Origin of the sequence: Bacillus sp. JJ1566 (genome assembly GCF_036962685.1) — a bacterium.
Taxonomy (GTDB): Bacteria; Bacillota; Bacilli; order Bacillales; family Bacillaceae_L; genus Ferdinandcohnia.
In genome coordinates, this window is sequence record NZ_JBALOP010000026.1 from 1 (window position 1) to 23,417 (window position 23,417).

Here is a 23,417-nt window from a genome sequence, read left to right on the forward strand (position 1 = left end):
CCCAGTCTATGGGAAATTCAGGATCCAGTGGAAATCAGCAGCAACAATCCCAGCCACAAGGGAATTCAGGATCCAATGAAAAGATTAACTCGAAATTAGAAGATAACATCACCAACATACAAAGCATTTTCAGTGAAACGCCAGATTTGGTTGTGACATCCCTTGTGATAAAACAAACAAATGCTAACAGTTCACTCGTCTATTTAAGTGGGCTAACGGATAGTACAAAAATCAATGAGAATGTCATAAAACCATTGTTATTTCAGTTTGATGCAAATAGTGAGGATTCTACACTAAAGGTATCAATCGGTCAAATAAAGGAAGCGAATACTTGGTCACAAATTAAAGAAGGGATTTTACAGGGGAAAAGTGTGTTATTTGTTGAACAATCCTCTGTAGCATTCCTCTTAGATACAGGAAAATGGCCTGAACGTTCAGTCGAAGATACACCGATTGAGTCTTCCGTTTATGCAGAGCATATCGGGTTTACTGAAGCAGGAAGCACAAACATTGCACTTATCCGAAAACATATCCAAAATCAAAATTTGAAAATAAAAGAACACACCATTGGTGAAAGAGGGAAAACAAAGGTTTCCATTCTATACTTAGCCGATGTTGCGAAACCAGATTTGCTAAAGGAACTTGAAACCCGGATTAAAAAGATTAAGGTTGATAGTATTTTAAATAGTGTAGTTTTAATGGAATACATTGAGGATAATCCTTATTCACCATTTCCTCAATTTCTTTTAACGGAGCGAACCGATTTTACTGCTTTGGAAATTTTAGCAGGAAGAATTGTAATCGTGGTTGATGGGTCACCCAATGTCCTAGTTGCTCCAGCTACATTTTTTTCCTTTTTTAAAAGCATGGATGATTATACCTCACGTTGGTTGGTCGCCTCCTTTATCCGGCTATTAAGGTATGTTGGTTTTTTTATGGCAATCTTTTTACCGGCGACTTATATTGCGGTCATTGCGTTTCATTTCGAGGTGATTCCATTGAAATTGCTTATGTCCATTGGTGTGTCGAGGGAACGAGTGCCATTTCCACCGTTCATTGAAGCGTTAATTATGGAGATTGCCCTAGAGATGCTACGAGAAGCAGGAATTCGACTTCCAGCAAAAATTGGGCAAACCGTGGGAATCGTCGGTGGTATTGTCATTGGACAGGCTGCAGTACAGGCTGGCATAGTCAGTAATATTATGGTTATTGTTGTCGCATTAACAGCCGTTGCTTCCTTTATCATCCCGAATTATCAAATGGGTGCTTCCATCCGGCTTATCCGATTTCCAATGATGATTATCGCTTCTTTATTTGGATTTGTTGGATTAAGTGTAGGATTAATGATTTTGATCATCCATCTTATTGAGTTAAAATCACTTGGTGTCTCCTATGCTAGTCCAGTTTCACCCCTACGGATTCAGGACTGGAAGGATTTGTTTATACGTTTGCCACAATGGACTATCCTCAAACGTCCAGTTAGTTCTTTGGCCATTCAATTGAGAAGGGCCGATTCTAGCCGTCCAAAGGGTGACAAAAAATGATAAATGTTAAAGGTAAACAAATCACATTGTTACAGTTCATCTTATTGATTCATGGTGTTCAAATTGGGGTTGGCGTCCTTACCTTACCTCGAGATTTAGCAGAAAAGGCGGGAACTGATGGATGGATCGGGATTATTATAGGGTGGTTCTTTGCTACAGCTACTAGTTTAGTTATTATTCAAATTATGAAAAAACACCCGAATGGAACGATTCTTGACCTGTTGACATATTACTTTGGTAAGTGGGTAGGTAAAGTGGGGGGGGTTATCCTGGCCTTGTATTTTGGTTTTTTAGCCCTCTACTCGTTTATTTCAGAAGCGATGTTTATACAAGCCTGGGTCTTACCGCGAATATCCATATCATTACTCATGATATTGTTATCAATCCCTACGTATTTATTGGTCCGTAACAATGTTCAAATTCTAGGCAGATATTCGGTGGTTGTTTTTTTTATGACGCTTTGGACGATTTTCTTATATATGTTTTCTTTAAAAGATGCCCAATTTCTAAACTTGCTTCCCCTTTTAAAGGAAGGCTGGCACCCCATCATGAAAACTGTAAAATTATCCATTACTACATATGTTGGATTTGAAATCGCTTTTTACCTTTATCCTTTTTTGCAAAAGAAAGAAACTGCTTCAATTGGAGTTGTTATTGCAAATACAATTACCATGTTTGCCTATTTAATTATTACGCTTGTGGCATTTGTCGTTTTTAGTCCTGATGAAATTACAAAATTTAATGAACCAACCATCACACTCTTGAAGGTCATTGAACTTACATTTATCGAACGATTAGAGATTGTGTTGTTCGCATTTTATATATTTGTGATGTCTACAAAAGTCCTCCCGCTTATGTTCGTGTCTGTGTTTAGTATAAGCTGGTTATTTGGAAAAGAGGAACATACAAAACCGTTATTATGGTTCCTAGTAATTGGTGTGATTTTTGTTTTTTTGTTTCCTCCTTCTGTACATATTAATTTGATATGGAGTAAGAAATTACATGCACTAAGTTTCTTCTTATCGTATGCTTTCCCTATTTGTTTATGGGGATATGTCCTCATGCATGGTCTAATGAAGAGGAGGAGCTTGAAATGAAGCGTTGTTTTCGTATTCTTTTGTCCATTCCACTTTTAATGATGCTCACAAGCTGTGGATACCAAGTTCCTTTAGAGGATACGACGATTGTCTTCATCTATGGGATTGATCTTGATGATGACAATAACCTCATTTTTTATGAGTCTAGTCCTGTATTTAGTAAGGGAGCAAAGGTGCAAACGGAGTCATATCACACAAAAGCTGATACGATACGAGATTCTCGGAAGTATTTTGACTCAGTGACAAGTGGCGAGGTTTCTGGTGCCAAAATCCAGATTCTCTTATTGGGAAAGCGGATTGTGGAACATGAAGACTGGTTTCCAATGTTAGATACGATGTATCGGAACAGTAATTTTTCGCTTAATACAAGAGTTGTCATTGTGGACGGTCAAGTATCGGATATCATTAACTATCAGCCGAAAAGCCATGCACAGCTTGTGATGTACTTGAAGAATGTCCTTGATAAAAACCATAAACGAACAAGGACGGAAAAAGGGACTCTCCAAGAGCTTCATTCTGAATTTTATGAGAAAGGTGTGACACCAGCTTTATCCGATATAAAAAAGCGTGAAAGGGTTGAAGTAAATGGAATCGCGTTGCTTAATGATCGAGGAAAATATGTAGATTCTCTTGATTTATCAGAATCTACATTATTACTTTTTTTAAAGCATAATCGCAAACATCCAATTAGTTACACGACAATCACGATACCGACTGATAAAAAGGACGGGCTTTTTCATAAAAACGATCTAAGTTTTGAAGTGAAAAATGTGAAGTCTAAAATTAAAACATCCCATGACATGGACAAGTTTAAATTTAATGTCAAAATCTCTATGTCCGTCGTTATTCAGGAAAGTTTATTATCAGTAGATACGAAATCAAATGAAAAGGAAATCCAGAAAACAATTGAGGAGCGGTTGAAAACGGATTACGAAAAACTGTTTAAAAAAATACAAGATTATAAAATTGACCCAATTGGATTTGGAATCTACGCTAGAGCCTATCAGTACAATCAATTTAAAAAAGTCGAAGATAATTGGGGTGAAGCATTATCACAAGCCGAAATTGATGTATCCGTTGAAATAGATATTAAGGCCATGGGCACAGTCAATGAAACGAGTAAGTAACTGCAGTAACCATAGGGACGGTTCTCCTGGCTCCATCGGGACAAATTCCAGCCCGAGATATCGAAGCCTGAATCCATCATTGGATTCAGGCTTCTTGTGGTAGTTTATGGTATTATTTATTCAGGAGTCTATTCCTAGACACAAGGGGGTTATTTCCATAAAATGGTTGGACGCAGAGCCTGTCCTGAGTGACCCAGAAGGAAATGGTGATAGTGTGTTTAAGATTTTGTTGATTGAAGATGATATGGCGTTGTTCGGCGAGATTCGGGAGCGGTTGTTGCAATGGTCGTATGATGTGTATGGCATCCAAGATTTTGGCAATGTGATGAAGGAATTTACGGGGATCCAGCCGGACTTGGTCATTATTGATATTCAATTGCCGAAGTTTGATGGCTTTCATTGGTGCCGGATGATTCGCACGCATTCGAAGGTCCCGATTATTTTTCTATCCTCAAGGGACCATCCGACAGATATGGTGATGTCGATGCAGCTCGGTGCCGATGATTTTGTGCAGAAGCCATTCAATTTTGATGTCCTTATTGCGAAAATTCAGGCCGTCCTTAGAAGAGTCTACAACTATAGCATTGAAAAGCAAATTCATTTAAAAATTTGGAATGGGGCTTCTGTTGATTACGTGAAAAATACCGTGCAAAATGACATCGGAACAATTGAGTTAACTAAAAATGAAATGTTCATTTTGAAAATTCTTCTCGAGTCTAGCAATCAAATCGTCAGCCGCGAGGAATTAATTAAAAGCCTATGGGATGACGAACGTTTTGTGAGTGACAACACCCTTACAGTGAACGTCAATCGCTTAAGAAAACGACTCGGAGAAATCGACCTTGGTCAATATATCGAAACAAAAGTTGGACAAGGGTATATGGCAAAAGAAGAGGCAAGCATATGATTAAAAAATTTCTGATCGAAAGGCGTAGTTGGATCCTATTTTTCTGCTTCCTCCAGGTGTTAATCCTGTTGATTGGATATCTCGATCCATCCCTTTCATTTCGCTCTATGCTCTATATTATTTTTGTTTTTTTCGTCATTTTTACCTTATTTCTCATCATTCGATACAATCGAGAAGTTTCTTTTTATAAAAATATAGAGGAATGGGATTCGACTGTAGGTGTTAATAGTCTTCAAGATGGAAAGACCCCGTTTGAGAAAATAGTAGAATTGACTCTTAAACAACAACATCAATTTTACATAAAAGAAATAGGCCGTCATGCAACAAGTGTTGAACAGGAGAAGGATGAGATACTATCCTGGATTCATGAAGTAAAGACGCCACTTACAACCATGAAATTAATGATTGAAAGAGTCGAAGATCACAAATTAAAGGAACAACTCATGTCTGAATGGCTTCGGGTTCACTTGCTTCTCGACCAACAACTGCATCAGCGCCGTATCCCTTTTATGGAAAATGATCTTTATTTCGAAAAAGTTGATTTGGAAAAATTAATTATTCCAGAAATCCGTTCCCTGCAATCATGGTGCTTTCAAAAAGGAATTGGTTTTGAAATGACATTTGATACGACAGAGGTATACTCCGACGGAAAATGGCTTCAATTTATATTACGACAGCTGTTAACCAATGCCGTGAAATACAGTGAAAATGCCGATATCGACATTCGGAGCTATCAAAAAAATGACGCAGTCATCCTTGAAATCCAAGATTACGGACGAGGAATCAAGGAGAAGGACCTGCCGCGTATTTTTGACAAAGGCTTCACGTCTACAACCAATCATCGGGATCATGCTGCAACTGGCATGGGTCTTTATCTTACGGAGAATGCAGCGAAGCCGTTAAAAATTCGCATTGATGTAAATTCTAAATATGGAGAGGGTACGACTTTCACCTTAACCTTTCCAGAAAAGAACGACTTTCTCAAACTAACAAGCATGTGACAAAAGTGTCACATGCTTTCATGTTTTGTTAGCTGATTCGAAGGAAAAAGCGCTAAATCCTGTCTATGATAGAGATAAGGAGTTGATACGATTGAATATTTTAGAGGCTAATAAAATTGTAAAAACATATGGCAACAAGTGGAACCGCCAAGAGGTTTTAAAAGGAATTGATATTGACGTAAAAAAGGGAGAGTTTGTCGGAATAATGGGTCCGTCTGGCTCTGGAAAAACAACTTTGTTAAACGTGCTTTCATCGATTGACCGAGTGAGTTCAGGTTCGATTCGTGTGGAGGGCAAGGAATTTACGAGCATGAAGGATAAGGAACTAGCCGAATTCCGCAAACGCCATCTCGGCTTTATTTTTCAGGAATATCATCTATTAGATACATTGACGGTAAAAGAAAACATCATGCTACCACTAACTGTTAACAAAATTTCTCCAAATGCTGCTCAAATCATGTTTGAGGATGTGGCGAAGGAATTAGGTATTTTTGAAGTCAAGGATAAGTATCCAAATGAAATCTCAGGTGGTCAAAAACAGCGAACTTCAGCAGCACGTGCTTTCGTTCATGAGCCTAGCATTATTTTTGCGGATGAACCAACAGGTGCACTAGACTCGAAATCCGCCTCAGATTTACTGAATAAATTAAGTGATTTAAACGAAAAACGCGAATCAACGATTGTCATGGTCACCCATGACCCGCAAGCAGCAAGCTATTGTAGCCGCGTCATTTTTATTAGAGATGGGCAAATCTTTACGAGATTAAATCGCGGTGATGAGAGCAGACAGGACTTCTTCAATGACATCATTAAGACGCAAGTTGTGTTAGGCGGGGTGGGAGCATGAGCTTCAAATCTCTCATCTTTCGAAATCTGCTAAAGAACATCAAAAACTACTATTTATATGTGTTTGCGCTAATCTTTAGTATTGCTTTATATTTTGCCTTTGTGACGCTGCAGTTTGACCCAGCAATGGATGTAACGGAGGGGTCGATTAAGGGGGCAGCAGCGATGAAATCTGCAACCGTCATGCTAATCGCCATCGTGACGGTATTCCTTGTCTATGCGAATACGTTATTTATTAAGCGTCGCGGTAAGGAAATAGGATTGTTCCAGCTAGTCGGAATCTCAAAAGGAAAAACATTTTGGATTTTAAGTGTTGAAAATATGATTTTGTATTTTGGCTCAATGATCATCGGAATCTTCCTCGGATTTGTTTCTTCGAAGCTTGTGATGATGATTTTATTGAAAATAATTGGGATTGAAGAGGTAGCCCAGCTTCGGTTTTCAACAGAAGCACTTGTTCAAACGGTAATTGTATTTGTGGTCATTTATGTGGTCATCATGGCTATGAATGCGTTGTTTATTAAAAGGCAACAGATTTTATCATTGTTCCATACGACTTCAACAGCAGAGGATAGAAAACGAAAGGTCTCTGTGTTAGAAGTCATTATGGGGATTCTTGGACTTACGCTAATAGTCTTTGGATATTATTTATCGACGAAATTATTTGATGGTCAGTTCACAATGATGGAGCAAATGTTTACGGTTATGATTGCAATTCTTGCTTCAGTGATCATCGGAACGTATTTCTTTTACAAGGGCTCCATCCGGTTTGTTTTTAATTTGATTCGTAAAAAGGATAACGGGTATTTAACGGTTAATAAAGTGTTGTCCTTATCGTCAATCATGTTTCGAATGAAATCTAATTCGGTCTTACTAACCGTCATCACGACTGTTTCTGCATTGGCACTTGGGTTGCTGTCTCTCACCTATATTTCGTATTATTCAGCTGAAAAAGCAGCGGGTGAATCTGTTGTGAATGACTTTTCGATTCCGAACGAAGAACGAGCGAAACAATTTACGGATTTGCTAGAATCTGAGCAAATTAGTTTTACGAAAACAGAAATTGATTTGATGAGTGTGAATACTGATTTATCCAATGTCTTAGAAATTGAGCTACCTGGAAATGAGGATCTTTTAGCTCCGATGACCGTGGTGTCGGATCGCTTTGTGGAGGATATTGATGTAAGGGATAACGAGTCAGTGTTTGTTAATAGTAATGCTGCCTTAGAAGCATTCATGACCTTTAAAACGGGCCCATTCACGATGTCCGGGAAAACAAAAACGTTCGAATTGAACTTTATTAAATATGAAGATAAACGTTTGCTTCCAATGCGATTAACCGGCGGTGGTTTTCCGGTTGCAATTGTCGATGACGCGGTCTACCAACAATTAGCTGCAGATATTGACCCGGAAGTGTTTAGTGAGTTCCCGGTTTATGTCGGCATCGATATCGACAAAAGATCAGAATTAAAAGAAGCCAATCAAATCTTCAATGACCTAGAAATAGGACAATGGGCCGGACATGAATCCCAGTTAGACATATTTACTAAGCAAAAACAGAGTATGGGCTTTATGATGTTTATTGTCGGATTTCTCGGATTGACCTTCTTAATTACATCAGGTTGTATCCTCTATTTCAAACAAATGGATGAAGGAGAGGATGAAAAAGGAAGCTACACCATTTTACGTAAACTTGGTTTTACAAGAACCGATTTATTAAACGGAATCAAGGCGAAGCAATTGTTTAACTTTGGCATTCCGTTAATCGTCGGCTTATGCCATAGCTATTTTGCTGTAAAATCAGGCTGGTTCTTCTTCGGGACCGAGCTTTGGACACCGATGATCATCGTCATGGTCTTCTATACTATGCTCTATTCCATCTTCGGAATTCTATCTGTGATGTACTATAAGAAGTTGATAAAAGAAGCGTTGTAAGACGTGGCCGATTTCCTCATATGTGGGGAATCGGCTTTTTTAGTTTGATGAATTTAGTAGTTTTAGTTTTAGTAGTTTAGTAGTTTTGTAAGCATGAAGTCCCCTTTGAGAGAAAACTCTGTTCAGAAAGTCCTTCATAAGCCCGATGAAGACCATTTCAGGCGAAAATTTCGTTCGGAAAGTCTTTCATAAGCCGGATGAAGACCATTTTGGGAGAAAATTCCGTATCAAAAGTCCTTCATAATTATCCCATGCATGCACCTTCTGGAACAAAAGATCTCTGAATCAAAAGCAAACTTAACTATTATTTACTAAAACTATCACTCTAAAACTACACATTTTGTGAAATGTATGTTTTTTTATATAAAAATTTTTGAGAAAATCCACGAATTAGCCATTTTAAATAGAGAACTTTATATAATAGTTAAAAACATATTTAGTAAAATATATGATAAAAGCGTTTACATTTACTAAAATAACTTTTATAATAAAACTGTAAATTAAGAAAAAACGAACTGACTTAACAAAAAAAGGGGTTATGAAAATGAAAAAGTATATTTCATTCATCATGGTTTTATTGTTATTAGTAGTATCGGCTTGTTCAAACAAGACGGATGATCAAGGATCTGCAGGGGATTTTGATAATCCGGCAGGGAAAATTACCGTTTGGGGATGGGATGTTGCAGCTGAAACTATGAATCTAGCTGTGGAAGAATTCCAGAAAAAATATCCTGATGTTGAAGTTACAGTAGAAGATTTCAATAGCTCGGATTTATATGAGAAGTTAACTGTCGGTCTAGCAGCAAGAGGTTCAGGTTTACCGGATGTAATCCTTATGGAAGACGAACGAATTCCTGGATATCTTAATCAGTTTCCAGAAGGATTCATGAAACTGAACGAACATGGCTATGACCAGCATAAAGATTCATTCAACCCAGCTAAAATGGCTTCTGTTCAGAATAAAGATGGTGACATTATAGCTGCTCCTTGGGATATTGGTCCGGCTGTTATGTTCTACCGTGTTGATTTTTTTGAAAAGGCTAACATTGACCCAGATTCAATTAAAACGTGGGATGATTACATCGAAGCTGGAAAGAAAATTAAAGAAGCAACAGGTGCGCAGCTTTTACCAATTGATATTGCAAAATACGATGGTGTGTTTCACATGATGCTTCAGCAACAAGGACTCTCTTATTTCGATGCTGAAGGAAACATCAATCTTCAATCAGAGGAAGCGGTCCGAGCAATGGAAGTAATTAATAAATTACATGAAGAGGGTTTAGTTTTTAATAATGATGGCTGGGATGGAATTGTAACAGCCACTGTAAATGGTGCAGTAGCGACAATTCCTTATGGGATTTGGTATGCGGGAACAATCATGGACCAAGCTCCTGATCTTGCTGGAAAATGGGATATCTTCTATCTTCCTAGCTTCACAAATGATGGAATTAGATATGCAAACGTTGGTGGTTCATCCTTATTGGTTCCATCGTCAAGTAAAAATGAATCCGCTGCATATGCTTTCGTTGAGTATTTTACAACGAATGTAGATGCGCAACTAGTTGGGTTTGAAAAGTTTGGTTTATTCCCTTCTTTAAATAGCACGTATGATTCTCCAATCTTTACTGCTGACAGTGAATACTTTAATCAGAGCCCAATCTTTAAGCAGGTGTCTGATATTGTAGACCAAGTACCTGAGATTCCGTTAGATGAAAACTTTGCTCGTGCAAGTAAAGTTATGAGTAATACACAAGCATCGATTTTACTTGAGAAAAAAGAGATTGGGTCAGCATTGGAAAATGCTAGTAAGCAATTAGAAAACGAGATTAAAAAATAGGATCAACTTATATATCTTTGGGATGAGGGTGGACGAAAATGATGTAAAAAAAACCCTCATCTTTATTAATAGTTAGGGGTGTGTTTTAGTGGAACAACCGGATAAGGCCGTTTCATTCACTACAGATGTAAAGGGAAAAACCAAAAAGAGAGTCGGTTCACAGTTCATTACGCCCAAAAATGCACCGTACTTTTTTATGGGACCTGCTCTTCTTTTAATTATCATTTTTACAATTTATCCAGTGATTTCTTCATTTATATTAAGCTTCCAAGAGGTTCGGGGAGTTGAAAAAACCTTTGTTGGATTATCAAACTATACCAGGTTATTTCAAGACCCGATTTTCTATAAATCATTATTAAATACATTTCAAATTCTAATCGTTCAAGTACCATTGATGCTGTTTCTTGGACTATTAATTGCTGTAGGACTTCACTCGTCAATGGTTAAATTTAAAAGTTTTTTTAGGATTGCATTTTTTATGCCTGCTATCACGGCGCTAGTAGCCGCATCCATTGTTTTCATGATTTTGCTGGATGAGCAATTTGGTCTTGTAAACTATCTATTATCATTTGTAGGCATTGAACCGATTGCGTGGCTTACTTCACCTTTTTGGGCGAAAGTTTCGGTTATTTTAGTTATGACGTGGAGATGGACGGGATATAACATGGTTATCTTTTTAGCAGGTTTGCAAAATATCCCTGATTCTTTATACGAAGCTGCAAGCATTGATGGAGCAAGTAAATTCAAACAATTTTTTATGATAACAATTCCGCAACTAAAACCGGTTTTCGTATTTACAGTTGTTATGTCAACAATAGGTACACTTCAATTATTTGATGAACCATTTATTTTAACTGAAGGTGGCCCAAACAGTGCAACAATGACGATTACGCTTTATCTATATGAGGTTGGCTTTAAATATTTTGAATTTGGTTACGCATCGTCAATTGCATATGTACTTGTTTTAATCATTGCTGTTATTTCATGGATTCAAATGAAGTTGGTAGGTGACTCAGACGAATGAAAACTTCCAATCAATTCTCAAAAATACTTATCTATGGCTTACTACTAATTGGTGTAATTATTTCAATTGGTCCGTTCTATTGGATGATGGTAGGATCAACCCTTCCAACCGGGCAGATATTTTCGTTACCACCTAAATTGTCACCGGGGGATTTTCTCGCAAATAACTTTGCGTCATTAAAAGAGTCGCTAGGAATTGCACGTATTTTTTGGAACTCAATTTTTATTGCGATTATCTATACGGTTTTAAGTACACTTATAGCTGCAATGGCAGGCTATGCGTTTGCTAAGTATCGGTTTAAAGGGAAGAATGTGATTTTCTTCATCATCTTATGCTCATTAATGATTCCATATCAGGTTACCCTGATTCCATTATTCGAGTTGATGGTGACTTTTAATTGGCTTAATACGTATCAGGCTATTATACTACCAACTTTAGCATCACCATTTGCTATTTATTTAATGAGGCAGAATATGTTGGCAATACCTGATTCCCTTATTGAAGCTTCGCGTGTTGATGGGGCTGGAGAAATTAAAATTTTCTTTACAATTGTTTTACCAGTTGTTCGCCCAGCATTGGCTGCCGTTTCGATTTTTTTGTTTATGTCACAATGGAACAGTTTAATCTGGCCACTTATTACATTGAATTCAAAGGATATGTTTACGTTGCCTGTGGCGTTATCAAGCTTAATTGGATTGGCACGAATTGACTATGGGCAATTAATGCTTGGAACAGCTTTGTCGACTCTTCCAATCATGGTATTTTTCTTGCTTATGCAAAAGCACTTTATATCAGGGATATTGGGTGGATCAGTTAAAGAGTAATTAAAAAAATATAAATATCGTAAATATAGGTTTTCGGAGGAAGATAAAATGAGACGTGAAATGAAGAGATGGGAAAACATCCATCTGACGGGGATCAACAGACTCCCTGCCCATACTGATTTTTACAGATATGAAACGAAAGAGAAGGCAACAACTTTTGATAGAGAAAAAAGTATTGGATATACATTGCTTGATGGTGTGTGGAAGTTCTTATTTGTAGATGCACCAGAACTTTCACCAAAGGGGTTTGAAGCGGAGGACTTTGCAATCGAAGGTTTAGACGATATCGAAGTTCCATCTAGTTGGCAAATCAAGGGCTATGGAAATATGCATTACACAGATGTACTATACCCATTTGCAATCAACCCACCATTTGTACCACAGGAAAATCCAACTGGGATTTATTTTAGAGAGCTAGAGGTTTCCAACCTAGCAGGCAACGAGGCACTTATTTTAAAATTCAATGGGGTCGATTCTGCATTTGATTTATATGTGAATGGCCAGCATGTTGGTTACAGCAAAGTTTCCAGAGTTCCATCTGAATTTGACATCACCGAGTATGTAAAAGAAGGCAGCAACCGACTGACTGTAAGAGTGTATCAGTTCTCTGATGGTACTTACTTAGAAGACCAGGATATGTGGTGGCTATCAGGAATTTTTAGAAGTGTGGAACTCTTTAAAATCAATAAGGATACGCTTCAGGATGTTTATGTAGAAACACTTCCTGATGAAAACTATGAAAATTTTACATTGAAAATGGGTGGTGCGTTTTTAACTGACCATGTACAAGGTCTATTTGCGACGCTTTACCATCAAGGTGAAAAAGTCGATAAATTTGAAATCGAAGTGGTTGACGGCAAATTCGAAATGAGTAGATTAGTAGAAAATCCACTGTTATGGAATGCGGAGGAACCAAATCTTTATAACCTTGTGTTTGAATATGCACTTCCCAATGGTAACAAAGAAATCGTGCCACTTCGAATTGGATTCCGTGCAATCGAGGTTATTGACAACGAAATTCGTGTCAACGGAAAACGTATTTTCTTTAAAGGGGTAAACCGTCACGATGCACATCCGAAGACTGGAAGAACAGTAAGCTATGAGGATATGCTGCAGGATATTAAGTTGATGAAACAGCACAATATCAATGCAGTTCGTTCAGCTCACTATCCAAATAATGATGTGTTTTATGATTTATGTGATGAGTACGGTCTATACGTCATTAACGAAGCAGACCTTGAGTGTCATGGTTTTGAAAACACGGGCAACTACAATTGGATTTCTGACAATGAGCTATGGGAAAAACAATATGTGGACCGGGCGGTAAGAATGGTTAAAAGGGACCGCAACCACCCAAGTATCATCATGTGGTCACTGGGAAATGAGTCCGGTGCTGGACGCAATTTTACTGCGATGTATAACGCCATCAAAGCAATCGATCCGACTAGGTTAGTACATTACGAGGGTGACAGAGTTGCAGCATATAGTGACGTCTACACAACAATGTACACTCGCATAAAGCCTCTTGAAGAAATCGGCAAAGATGCTGAGGGCAAGAAGCCTCATATTCTTTGTGAGTACGGTCATGCAATGGGGAACGGCCCTGGTGGTTTAACAGAGTACCAACAAGTAATGAGAAAGTATCCTCGATTACAGGGTGGCTTCATTTGGGAATGGTGTGACCATGGAATCGAAGTCAAGAACGAAAATGGCGAAACCTATTATCTATATGGTGGAGATTACGGAGACTTCCCAACAAACGGAAACTTCTGTATTGACGGGCTTGTGTATCCAGACAGAACTCCTTCACCGGGTCTAATTGAATACAAAAAGGTCATCGAACCAATTGTGACTGAAGAAGTAAATCTGGCTGAGGGAAAAATCCGAGTGAAAAACTTATACGATTTTAAAGACTTAAACGGAGTCGTCCTTCACATCGAAGTAAAATCATTCGGTACTCTTATCGAGGAAAAAGAAATGAAACTACCAAGTATCCAAGCACATGAAGTGGTAGAAGTCACTTTACCAGTTGATGTAGCGAAGGCATCTCAGCATGATGATGTTCGCATCTACTTAAGCTTCCGCGAAGCTGAAGATACTCTTTACGCCGAAAAAGGTCATGAAATTACAAAGGAAAGCTTCTTATTAGAATCTACCAAGGTTGAAAAAGCAGTGAAAGCTGTCGCTTCAACTGGAACGGATTTCGTGATTGAAGACGGTGCAGCACAACTTACAATCCAAAATGATAAGTTTAAGGCTGTTTTCTCAAACGTATATGGAACACTAGAGTCCTTCGAATCTGAAGGGGAAGAAATTATTAACAGAGGACCGGAAGTAACCCTTTGGAGAGCGATTATCGATAATGATATGTATAAAAAGAATGACTGGATTAATAAGTACTTCCTTAAAAATACGAAAGAACAGCTCGGTGAGGTTTCTTATGAAGTAACAGAAAATCATGTAGACGTTGTTATTACGAAGTTTTTATCAACCGTCAACCAGGCATGGGGCTTTCACTTAACGTACAATTACCGCATCACGAAAAATGGTGCTCTGAATGTGGACTTAAAAGGTGAAAAGGTTCTACGTGGCATAGAAATTCCAGAAATGCTGCCACGAATTGGGGTAACAATGCATCTTAACCAAGATTACAACAATGTCACTTGGTATGGTCGGGGAGATTCCGAATCCTACCAGGATACAAAACGTAGCCAGCCGATTGGATTATATACGAAGACCGTTCAAGAAATGCATACGGATTATGTCTATCCGCAAGAAAATGGATCAAGATGTGACACTTCTTTCCTTGCGGTAACAAAAGGTGAGAATGCGTATCTCATCAATTTTAAAGAAGAGCATGATTTCACGATTCATGATTATGAATCAAGTGCACTTGAAGAAGCGAAGCACCGCGGCAAAATCAAAAAGTCACCATTCAATGTGTTGACGATTGATTACAAGCAGAGTGGTGTCGGCAGCAATAGCTGTGGTGAGGACCAGCTTCCACCATATCGCACAGTAATCGAGGACTTCCACCTTCAATTTGAAATTCGCAGCACCAAAAAAGAAAATCTAGTTGAAGCAGCCAAATTCTTTATTGTACGATAAAATTAACAATAAGAATGGGATAATGGAACAGGTACACTGTCCCACAAAACTAAAAAAGCGGGACAAGGGACCTGTCCCTTGAGTCCCATAGGTGGAGGATTACATGCGGAAATATTTTGGGGAAATAGGTCTTACAATTGTAGCTATCATTTGGGGAAGCGGGTTTGTTGCAAGTGCGGTGTCGCTTGATCATTTCACACCGTATCAAATTCTTGCGATTCGTTTCTTGATTGGTGTCATTTTGTTAAGCCTAGTCTTTTTTAAGAAACTAAAGAATATCAAGAAGAGCACGATTATAAAAGGTTCGGTCATTGGGATCTTTCTATATCTGGCATTTGCTTTGCAAACGGTTGGTTTAGTATACACCACCCCATCGAAAAATGCCTTTTTAACAGCAGTGAATGTCGTGATTGTGCCAATTATTGCGTTTTTCATCTTTAAACGAAAAATGGATAAATTTGAGTTGCTAGGTGCAGTCCTTGCAGTAACCGGTATTGGTGTATTGTCATTGCAGCTCTCTGGAGGGGTCAATTTCGGGGATATCCTAACTTTATTATGTGCTGTTGGGTTCGCATTTCACATTTTCTACACAGCTCAATTTGTTAAGGATGAGGACCCGGTGCTGTTAACTGTCATCCAAATGGCCGCTGCCACCGTTTTAGGCTTTATCGTCGTCCTTTTCAAAGGTGAAACGAGCTTTGCTCCTAGTTTTGAGGGGGTATCAGCGGTTCTGTACTTAGGTGTGTTCTCTACAACGATAGCCTTTTTACTGCAGACAGTCGCACAGAAATTCACAACTGAAACGAATGCGGCCATCATTTTATCAACAGAAGCATTCTGGGGTATGATATTCTCCGTCATCATCTTAAGTGAGGTATTAACAGTAAGAATGATTATCGGAGCTATTATTATTCTTTTAGCCATCATTCTTTCTGAAACGAAACTGAAATTTTTAAAGAAAAAAAGCTATAAAGAAGCCGTGTAGTAAGTTTTTTCCAAAAGGGACATCTATTGTATTAAAATAAGAGTATATCGAATAAAGTGGGTATGAAAAATGGCGACGATTAAAGATATAGCAGATTTAGCACAGGTTTCCATGGCAACGGTTTCTCGGGTGTTAAACTATGATGAGACGTTAAATGTTGCACCAGAGACTAGAAAGCGAATTTTCGAAGCGGCAGAGGAACTAAACTATGTCATTACCCCGAAAAAGAAAAAGACGAAGAAGAAAGGGGTAGTGGGACTCTACTATTCCTATTCCCTTGAAGAGGAATTGGTCGACACCTATTATCTATCAATTCGGGTCGCGCTAGAAAAAAAGCTTGAAAACATGGGGATGGAAATCGTAAAGATTACCAAAGACGACACAAAAAGAAGCCTTTCAAAATTGGACGGAATCATCTGCCTTGGAACCTTTAAAAAAGCAGATATTGAATTTATCAAAGGTCTGGATAAGCCTTCGGTGTTTGTGGATGCTAACCCTGATGAGGATCATTTCGATGCAGTGGTGATAGATTTTAACTCAGCAACGAAAAAAGCACTTAATTATTTGGTTGACTTAGGTCATGAAAACATCGGGTTTATCGGTGGTGTCGAAACCGATATGTATGGCAACCGCTTCAAGGACTTACGACAGGACGTCTTTGAATCCTATTTAAAAGAAAAAGGAATTTTTAACGAGGATTTCGTCAAAATTGGCGGCTATAATCCAAAGGACGGCTATCAAATTCTTAAAGACATGATGAGTCAAAAAGAAAAGCCAACGGCCCTTTTTGTCGCTAACGACTCGATTGCAGTCGGATGCTATAAAGCGGCCTATGAGCTAGGTGTAAAAATTCCAGATGACCTCAGCATTGTTGGCTTTAATGACGTTTCCTCCGCGCAATACATGGTGCCACCGCTTACCACAGTCAAGCTGTACACAGAGATTATGGGAGAATCGGCGGTCGACTTATTGCTGGAACTCATCGCAACCAAACGCGAAATCTGTAAAAAAATAACGATTCATACGAAGCTCATTGTCAGAGGCAGTGCAGCGAATGTAAAGAAATAAAAAATAAAAACCACGGAACTTCAGTTTCGTGGTTTTCATTTTTATTCCAAGCCTTGATTTTCGGTGGTCTCGTTTCTTTGCTATAATAAATGGGTAAATTCTTTTCAATAGTCAGAAAATCTGGTAGTATGTGGGCAATACATGAATCGGAGGAGCTACTTGTGAACAAAAAAATGGCGGGGCTTTCAATTGCAGCGGGTGCATCATTATGGGGGATTATTGGCTTGTTTGTAAGCAATCTGTACGCAATTGGTTTTACTCCATTGCAGGTTGTGGCAGTAAGAGCGATCGCGGCCTCCATATTTTTAATCACATATGCCCTGTTGAAAAATCCACAAGCATTCAAAATCAAGGTTTCAGACAGCAAATACTTTATTGGAACTGGAATCATCAGTATTGTCCTCTTTAACTGGTGTATGTTTATGGCGATTGAAGAAACCTCCATTTCCGTTTCAGCCATTCTACTTTATACAGCACCAGCATTTGTGACGATTTTTGCAAGAATTCTATTTAAAGAGCAGCTTAGCCTTCGAAAAATGCTGGCACTTGGTGTAACGATTGTGGGCTGTGCTTTTGTAGTGGGGGTCTTTCCGCATTTTACAGGGACAATCTCACTCTTTGGATTGATAGTTGGAGTCGGTTCCGGCTTCTTTTATGCACTCTATAGTATCTTTGGGAAGTTTGCACTTCAAAAATATGATTCACTTACAGTAACAGTGTATACGTTTATTTTTGCAGCAGTCGGAGTAACACCATTTAGTGGAATTGGATCTGCGGTGCATCTGTTTACAGATAGTAAATCATGGCTATACATAGTAGGACTAGGCTTTCTATCCACGATGATGGCGTTTATACTCTATACAAAAGGATTACAGCATATTGAATCAAGCAGGGCTTCCATTATTGCAACAGTTGAACCAGTTGTTGCGTCCATCATAGGTTTTTTTATCTTCCAGGAAACATTGCAAATGTGGCAATATGTCGGGATTATCATGGTGATTGCAGCCGTAATCATCGTTCAAGAAACAAGTGAAAGAATACCTAAAAAGACTTTAGTAGAAAATGAAACATCATTATAATCGGGGGAGAATACAAAATGAAAGTGGCAATTATACTCGTTATCGTACTTGGTATTATCGCCTTAATCGGAACAATGCTTATAGCGGGAAAAGGGGATGCAAACTATCGAGAAAAAACCAAAAGAAACAGCATCAACCTAACCGTAATCTATGCAGTGGTTATCCTGCTCTCGTTAATTGCAGTAGCCATCTATATTTGGCTGTATGCCTAAACTCATTAAGTGTCCATAAGGGCGCTTTTTTTGTTTTGGGACACAGTTCCTCGTCAAACTTGGGACAATGAACCTGTCCATCTGTCCCATTACAATAAAAACGAAACTAAATTCAATAATAATTTATTGTAATTCAATAAAAACTATGTTAAATTAAATTGACATTAATTAAATGAGGTGCATTTTATGAAACTAAGTTCAACACGTTTTTTAAGGTTTGCTGTATTTGTAATGGGAATTCCCGTTTTGGCTCTATGCTTATTTTTACTACCAAGGATTGCTATTGTAGCATTTGGGGAAGCGGCAGACGGTGCAACATTGGGATATATAGTTTTAGGGATTTTAACCCTGATGTATGTTTCGGCAATCCCGTATTATACTGCATTGTTTCAAGCATTTAAACTTTTAAACTATATTGACCGGAACATTGCGTTCTCGGATATATCTGTACATTCTCTAAAAATAATTAGGAATTGCGCCATCACTATCAGTTGTTTGTATCTAGCTGCATTACCATTTATCTTCATCATCGCGCAGTGGGATGATGCGCCAGGTCTTGTTTTAATCGGAATGGTTGTTGTTGGTGCTTCAATGGTGATCGCTGTCTTTGCAGCAGTCCTAAAAAAACTGTTGCAGGAAGCGATTCGTATAAAAACAGAAAATGATTTAACGGTCTGAGGTGAAAACAATGGCAATTATTATTAATATTGATGTGATGCTAGCTAAGAGGAAAATGAGCGTAACAGAACTATCAGAAAGAGTCGGAATCACAATGGCGAACATTTCTATCTTGAAAAATGGAAAGGCAAAAGCGATTCGACTCTCCACATTAGACGCAATCTGCAAAGCTTTAGACTGTCAACCAGGGGAACTACTAGAATACCGAAACGAAGAATGATGGGACACTCAGGACAGGTACATCATCCAAATGGAGGGAAAGACAATGGCAATGAAAATTCCTTTTTTTAATCATAAACAATTGAATGAAGCCGTCCAGTTTGCTGACCATGATACACCGGATCATGTAGCAATCGTAATGGATGGAAATGGACGCTGGGCCCGGAAGCGGGGCTTGCCTAGAGTTGCCGGCCATAAAGAAGGGGTATCTACTGTCGTAAAAATTGTGAGGGCAGCAGTCAAATGCAACGTGAAGGTTCTGACACTTTATACGTTTTCCACGGAAAATTGGAAACGTCCGAAGCTTGAGGTTGATACGATATTGAAACTACCTAAGGAGTTTCTTCATATTTATCTGCCAGAACTCATCTCCAATAATGTGCGTATTGAGGCAATCGGGGATATGGAAAATCTTCCGGCCCATACACGTGAAGCCATTCAATATGCAATTCAACGTACTCGTGACAATGACGGTCTTCAGTTAAATTTTGCGCTCAATTATGGGGGCAGGGACGAGATTTTGAAAGCTATGAAAGATATGTTCTTGGATATAAGCGATTCAAAATTTTCCCTTGATGATCTAGATGAACAGCAATTTTCACGTTATTTGTATACAGATGGGCTGCCGGACCCTGACCTGCTTATTCGCACTGGTGGGGAAAAACGCTTGAGCAATTTTCTGCTCTGGCAGTTGGCCTATACGGAGTTCTGGTTTACAGATGTGCTGTGGCCAGATTTTTCCGAAAAGGAATTTTTGCAAGCACTGGAAGAATACAGGCAAAGAAAAAGAAGGTATGGCGGAATCTAAGAAAAACATTATTTGAAGAGATCATCATCTTGATGGTCTTTTTTTTGTTTACATTAAGAAATGTATAAAGTATTATTATGTTATGCGATATATCGAGATGCATAATATCGAGAGGCATAATATCTCGATAGGACGAAAGAAGGGAAATAGAGAATGGCATATAACGGAGGGCCAATGACGGAAGCGATGTATTATGTACTCCTGGCATTAATGCATCCAAACCACGGGTATCAGCTTATGCAGGCAATCACAGACGTATCTAATGGGAGGGTGAAAATGGGTCCGGGGACCCTTTACGGAGTACTTTCAAGAATGCAAAAAGATGGCCTCATTTCATTAGCAGAAGACGATGGCAGGAGAAAGACCTATGAAATTACAGATGATGGCGAACAAGCATTAAGAGTTGAGTATGATCGACTAAAATCAATGATTCAAGATGGGAATATTTTAGAAGGTGGTGATGGGAATGAATAAAATCGTTCGAAAAATTCGTCCCAGTGATTATTGGCGAATCGGTGAGCATGAAAGCTGGTTTCAAGACATGGCAGCCAAAGGGTTACATCTAAAAAAGATGGGTAAATTTTTTGCTCACTTTGTAAAAGGTGAACCAAAACAAATGAAATACAGAATCGAAGTATCTATGAAAAAGAAGGTATCACCTGAACAATTAGAGATGTATGCGGAAAGTGGCTGGGATTATATAACGAGCTATCAATATTTTCAAGTGTTTTCATCACCCGATGAGCTGGATGCACCAGAGATACATACTGACACTACAGAGCAATCCTTTACATTAAAGGAACTGGACAAGAAGTTAGTCTTAAATGCAGGTTTCGTTGTAGTTGCGATGCTATTAATTATTGGCATGCTGTCTTCCGTTTGGTTTCTTGATGGGACACCGACCTATATCTTAGTTGAAGGGTTAGTTATTTCACAAACGATTTTATCAATCATTATTGGATATCAGGCATATCTTTCACTTCAAGCAGCCATCTCCATTCGTGCTCTACGAAAAGATCTGATTGAAGGAAAATCGATTGATCATCATGCGCCTTGGAAGAAGCGCCATCGAATAAATTCGATTATTGGTTTTCTTTTTATGCTAGTTGCTGGATTAACCGCAATCATGCCAATCACACAGCTTGTAAAAATGGATACGAAAACCTTGCCTGAAACAAGTATCGACTTACCAATTGTGAGATTAGCAGATATCGAGCAAAATCCATCATTAGTTCGGGGAGAATCTGAATATATGAAAGATAATGTTGATTGGTCTAATCGGTATACATCTAATTGGAGTCCGTTTGCACCTGTGCAATATGAATCAGATGAAAATGGAGTGGTACCGGGAGAAATGTGGAAGGATGGAAGTGGTGAATATTCGCCAAGTATTACAACAAAGTATTATCAACTGAGTTTGCCGTCCATGGCGGATAACCTGATTTCTGATTTAATAAAAAGATATAATTATGACAATAGTTTAGAAGATTTTGTTGAAACAAAGCATCCAAGCTTTGATCATTTAATTATTCATGAGGAAAAGGATTATAAAGAAGTTTTTGCTTCAAAAGGAAAAGACGTTATATTTGTCCGTTATTTTGGTAATGCAGATGTAAATTCGGTCATAAAAGTTATTGAAAAGAAGATTATAGAATAAATCATTTGGACTCTTTTCAAAGGTATATTTAACCAACAAGGCGCAAATCCTAAACGGGAATATAATCCTTGAGGTGATTTGTCGGTGTTGCAGAGTTTAGTTACAGGTTTTGAATTTGAGATGCCTGTGCTCCTATCTTGGGATGGGGCAATGGCAGTCGTCTTTTTCTTTACCGTCTATTCCTTTTTGGGGTGGCTCCTTGAAAACAGCTATAACTATGCCAGGAAACGAGTGTTTTTTAAAGATAACTTTTTCTTTGGACCATTTAAGCCCATGTACGGGTTCGCACCCCTTATGTTAATCATTTTAATCGGAAAAGGTATGCATTGGTCCGTGGTGTTGTTTCTCTGTTTTTTAATCCCAACAGTAGTGGAGTATTGCAGTGGCTTCCTTCTTGAATGGTTTTTTGGCCGGAAATGGTGGGACTACTCAGAACATAAGTGGCAGCTGCAAGGACATATTTGTTTTTCATATTCGGTTTGTTGGATTGCACTCTCGTTAGTTTGTCTAGCCTATATTCAACCAGTATTTGAGAACTTGTATGGGGCGGTTGGAACCTATTGGGCGTGGATCTGGCCAACTGTAGCACTCTATTTTTTAGGTGAGCTTCTTTTTGCGATTAGAAGACACATCCCGGAAAAAATACGTGCAGGGAACCCAATTCAATAATTTTATTTTAGATCAAATCATAATTGATTTGGTCTTTTTTCTATCTTGTATATTCATTTTTTGAGAGTAAGACGACAATAAGAAAATATAATGTAACACTTAGTTTAACTAGGTGTTTTTAATTTTTAATTCTTTTTAGGTCTTTTTGGTTGACAAGAATATGTTTTTAATATATCATTTATCTTGAAGTTAAGATAAATACTTCTGAGATAAATAAATTAAAGGTATTTTACAAAAAATCCCTTTAATATAAAAAGGAGAGACATCATGGGTTTATTAGATAAACTTTTTGGTAATCAACAAAAGGAGGAAAAAGTAATGTCAAACGAAAAATTAAACATTGGTATTATTTTAGGAAGTACTCGTCAAGGACGCGTAAGTCCTCAAGTTGGAGCATGGGTTAAAGAAATCGCTGATAAGCGTGGAGATGCAAACTACGAAATCGTAGACATCGCAGACTTCAAATTACCATTCCTAGGTGAAGCAGATGCACCTGGAATCGCTGCTTGGAATGAAAAGCTAGCTAATCTTGATGGATTCGTATTCATCGTTCAAGAATATAACCACTCTATCACTGGTGCATTGAAAAATGCGTTAGACCTTGCTCGTGAAGCTTGGAACAACAAAGCTGCTGGTATCGTAAGTTACGGTTCAACTGGTGGTGCACGTGCTGCTGAACACCTACGTGGAATCATGGGTGAATTAATGATCGCGGACGTTCGTACACATCCAACACTTTCATTATTCACAGATTTCGAAAATGGCGCAGATTTCAAACCACAAGATCTACAC

22 protein-coding genes are annotated in these 23,417 nt (G+C 38.4%); all 22 read left to right on the top strand.

Going from position 1 to position 23,417, the window contains the following annotated elements:
• The first annotated feature begins 8 nt into the window (after window positions 1-8).
• Window positions 9-1,544 (top strand): spore germination protein, encoded by a 1,536-nt coding sequence (locus tag V7112_RS11770; RefSeq protein WP_438823884.1) that lies wholly within the window; start codon window positions 9-11, stop codon window positions 1,542-1,544.
• Window positions 1,541-2,641: a GerAB/ArcD/ProY family transporter gene (locus V7112_RS11775; RefSeq protein WP_335419534.1), complete on the top strand. Its 1,101-nt coding sequence runs from the start codon at window positions 1,541-1,543 to the stop codon at window positions 2,639-2,641. The genes V7112_RS11770 and V7112_RS11775 overlap by 4 nt, the downstream gene beginning before the upstream one ends.
• Window positions 2,638-3,768 carry a Ger(x)C family spore germination protein gene (locus V7112_RS11780; RefSeq protein ID WP_335419539.1) on the top strand — a complete coding sequence of 377 codons (1,131 nt, stop codon included), beginning with the start codon at window positions 2,638-2,640 and terminating at the stop codon, window positions 3,766-3,768. Before V7112_RS11775 ends, V7112_RS11780 begins: the two co-directional genes overlap by 4 nt.
• Window positions 3,769-3,982: 214 nt before the next feature.
• Window positions 3,983-4,675 carry a response regulator transcription factor gene (locus V7112_RS11785; RefSeq protein WP_335419596.1) on the top strand — a complete coding sequence of 231 codons (693 nt, stop codon included), beginning with the start codon at window positions 3,983-3,985 and terminating at the stop codon, window positions 4,673-4,675.
• Entirely contained in the window at window positions 4,672-5,676 is a 1,005-nt protein-coding gene (locus V7112_RS11790) for a sensor histidine kinase (protein ID WP_335419543.1), read from the top strand. Before V7112_RS11785 ends, V7112_RS11790 begins: the two co-directional genes overlap by 4 nt.
• A gap of 91 nt (window positions 5,677-5,767) precedes the next feature.
• A complete protein-coding gene (locus V7112_RS11795) occupies window positions 5,768-6,523 on the top strand; it encodes an ABC transporter ATP-binding protein (protein WP_335419546.1) in 756 nt (251 codons plus the stop codon).
• Window positions 6,520-8,457, top strand: coding sequence for an FtsX-like permease family protein (locus V7112_RS11800; protein ID WP_335419551.1), 1,938 nt, complete (start codon window positions 6,520-6,522; stop codon window positions 8,455-8,457). The genes V7112_RS11795 and V7112_RS11800 overlap by 4 nt, the downstream gene beginning before the upstream one ends.
• 544 nt (window positions 8,458-9,001) lie before the next feature.
• Window positions 9,002-10,294 (top strand): ABC transporter substrate-binding protein, encoded by a 1,293-nt coding sequence (locus tag V7112_RS11805; RefSeq protein WP_335419554.1) that lies wholly within the window; start codon window positions 9,002-9,004, stop codon window positions 10,292-10,294.
• A 196-nt stretch (window positions 10,295-10,490) separates the two neighbouring features.
• Window positions 10,491-11,318 (top strand): carbohydrate ABC transporter permease, encoded by an 828-nt coding sequence (locus tag V7112_RS11810; protein ID WP_335419598.1) that lies wholly within the window; start codon window positions 10,491-10,493, stop codon window positions 11,316-11,318.
• Window positions 11,315-12,142 (top strand): carbohydrate ABC transporter permease, encoded by an 828-nt coding sequence (locus V7112_RS11815; RefSeq protein ID WP_335419559.1) that lies wholly within the window; start codon window positions 11,315-11,317, stop codon window positions 12,140-12,142. Before V7112_RS11810 ends, V7112_RS11815 begins: the two co-directional genes overlap by 4 nt.
• A gap of 48 nt (window positions 12,143-12,190) precedes the next feature.
• Entirely contained in the window at window positions 12,191-15,250 is a 3,060-nt protein-coding gene (locus tag V7112_RS11820) for a glycoside hydrolase family 2 TIM barrel-domain containing protein (protein WP_335419562.1), read from the top strand.
• A gap of 103 nt (window positions 15,251-15,353) precedes the next feature.
• A complete protein-coding gene (locus V7112_RS11825) occupies window positions 15,354-16,235 on the top strand; it encodes a DMT family transporter (RefSeq protein ID WP_335419565.1) in 882 nt (293 codons plus the stop codon).
• A gap of 69 nt (window positions 16,236-16,304) precedes the next feature.
• Complete coding sequence (locus tag V7112_RS11830; protein ID WP_335419568.1) at window positions 16,305-17,303, top strand: LacI family DNA-binding transcriptional regulator; 999 nt, start codon at window positions 16,305-16,307, stop codon at window positions 17,301-17,303.
• 161 nt (window positions 17,304-17,464) lie between these two features.
• On the top strand, window positions 17,465-18,382 hold the full coding sequence (locus tag V7112_RS11835) for a DMT family transporter (RefSeq protein ID WP_335419570.1): 918 nt from the start codon (window positions 17,465-17,467) through the stop codon (window positions 18,380-18,382).
• Window positions 18,383-18,399: 17 nt separating this feature from the next.
• Window positions 18,400-18,594: a hypothetical protein gene (locus V7112_RS11840; protein ID WP_335419573.1), complete on the top strand. Its 195-nt coding sequence runs from the start codon at window positions 18,400-18,402 to the stop codon at window positions 18,592-18,594.
• A gap of 186 nt (window positions 18,595-18,780) precedes the next feature.
• Entirely contained in the window at window positions 18,781-19,272 is a 492-nt protein-coding gene (locus tag V7112_RS11845; protein ID WP_335419576.1) for a DUF2975 domain-containing protein, read from the top strand.
• Between the two features lie 10 nt (window positions 19,273-19,282).
• The gene (locus tag V7112_RS11850; RefSeq protein ID WP_335419579.1) at window positions 19,283-19,492 is read left to right on the top strand and encodes a helix-turn-helix domain-containing protein; all 210 of its coding nucleotides are present in this window, start codon (window positions 19,283-19,285) and stop codon (window positions 19,490-19,492) included.
• Window positions 19,493-19,537: 45 nt separating this feature from the next.
• A complete protein-coding gene (locus V7112_RS11855) occupies window positions 19,538-20,299 on the top strand; it encodes an isoprenyl transferase (protein WP_335419582.1) in 762 nt (253 codons plus the stop codon).
• Window positions 20,300-20,452: 153 nt separating this feature from the next.
• Window positions 20,453-20,773 (top strand): PadR family transcriptional regulator, encoded by a 321-nt coding sequence (locus tag V7112_RS11860; RefSeq protein ID WP_335419585.1) that lies wholly within the window; start codon window positions 20,453-20,455, stop codon window positions 20,771-20,773.
• On the top strand, window positions 20,766-21,956 hold the full coding sequence (locus V7112_RS11865; RefSeq protein ID WP_335419587.1) for a DUF2812 domain-containing protein: 1,191 nt from the start codon (window positions 20,766-20,768) through the stop codon (window positions 21,954-21,956). The genes V7112_RS11860 and V7112_RS11865 overlap by 8 nt, the downstream gene beginning before the upstream one ends.
• 84 nt (window positions 21,957-22,040) lie before the next feature.
• Window positions 22,041-22,625 carry a putative ABC transporter permease gene (locus tag V7112_RS11870; protein WP_335419590.1) on the top strand — a complete coding sequence of 195 codons (585 nt, stop codon included), beginning with the start codon at window positions 22,041-22,043 and terminating at the stop codon, window positions 22,623-22,625.
• A gap of 267 nt (window positions 22,626-22,892) precedes the next feature.
• Window positions 22,893-23,417: NADPH-dependent FMN reductase (locus V7112_RS11875; RefSeq protein WP_335419593.1), on the top strand; the 525-nt coding region annotated here is incomplete at its 3' end.

What these genes read in the sequence shown, in the direction of transcription:
- V7112_RS11825 (WP_335419565.1), top strand. Translation starts at nt 15,354, where the DNA reads ATGCGGAAATATTTTGGGGAAATAGGTCTTACAATTGTAGCTATCATT.
- V7112_RS11805 (WP_335419554.1), top strand. Translation starts at nt 9,002, where the DNA reads ATGAAAAAGTATATTTCATTCATCATGGTTTTATTGTTATTAGTAGTA.
- V7112_RS11840 (WP_335419573.1), top strand. Translation starts at nt 18,400, where the DNA reads ATGAAAGTGGCAATTATACTCGTTATCGTACTTGGTATTATCGCCTTA.
- V7112_RS11820 (WP_335419562.1), top strand. Translation starts at nt 12,191, where the DNA reads ATGAGACGTGAAATGAAGAGATGGGAAAACATCCATCTGACGGGGATC.
- V7112_RS11845 (WP_335419576.1), top strand. Translation starts at nt 18,781, where the DNA reads ATGAAACTAAGTTCAACACGTTTTTTAAGGTTTGCTGTATTTGTAATG.
- V7112_RS11810 (WP_335419598.1), top strand. Translation starts at nt 10,491, where the DNA reads ATGGGACCTGCTCTTCTTTTAATTATCATTTTTACAATTTATCCAGTG.
- V7112_RS11780 (WP_335419539.1), top strand. Translation starts at nt 2,638, where the DNA reads ATGAAGCGTTGTTTTCGTATTCTTTTGTCCATTCCACTTTTAATGATG.
- V7112_RS11790 (WP_335419543.1), top strand. Translation starts at nt 4,672, where the DNA reads ATGATTAAAAAATTTCTGATCGAAAGGCGTAGTTGGATCCTATTTTTC.
- V7112_RS11800 (WP_335419551.1), top strand. Translation starts at nt 6,520, where the DNA reads ATGAGCTTCAAATCTCTCATCTTTCGAAATCTGCTAAAGAACATCAAA.
- V7112_RS11865 (WP_335419587.1), top strand. Translation starts at nt 20,766, where the DNA reads ATGAATAAAATCGTTCGAAAAATTCGTCCCAGTGATTATTGGCGAATC.
- V7112_RS11815 (WP_335419559.1), top strand. Translation starts at nt 11,315, where the DNA reads ATGAAAACTTCCAATCAATTCTCAAAAATACTTATCTATGGCTTACTA.
- V7112_RS11775 (WP_335419534.1), top strand. Translation starts at nt 1,541, where the DNA reads ATGATAAATGTTAAAGGTAAACAAATCACATTGTTACAGTTCATCTTA.
- V7112_RS11830 (WP_335419568.1), top strand. Translation starts at nt 16,305, where the DNA reads ATGGCGACGATTAAAGATATAGCAGATTTAGCACAGGTTTCCATGGCA.
- V7112_RS11850 (WP_335419579.1), top strand. Translation starts at nt 19,283, where the DNA reads ATGGCAATTATTATTAATATTGATGTGATGCTAGCTAAGAGGAAAATG.
- V7112_RS11855 (WP_335419582.1), top strand. Translation starts at nt 19,538, where the DNA reads ATGGCAATGAAAATTCCTTTTTTTAATCATAAACAATTGAATGAAGCC.
- V7112_RS11860 (WP_335419585.1), top strand. Translation starts at nt 20,453, where the DNA reads ATGGCATATAACGGAGGGCCAATGACGGAAGCGATGTATTATGTACTC.
- V7112_RS11770 (WP_438823884.1), top strand. Translation starts at nt 9, where the DNA reads ATGGGAAATTCAGGATCCAGTGGAAATCAGCAGCAACAATCCCAGCCA.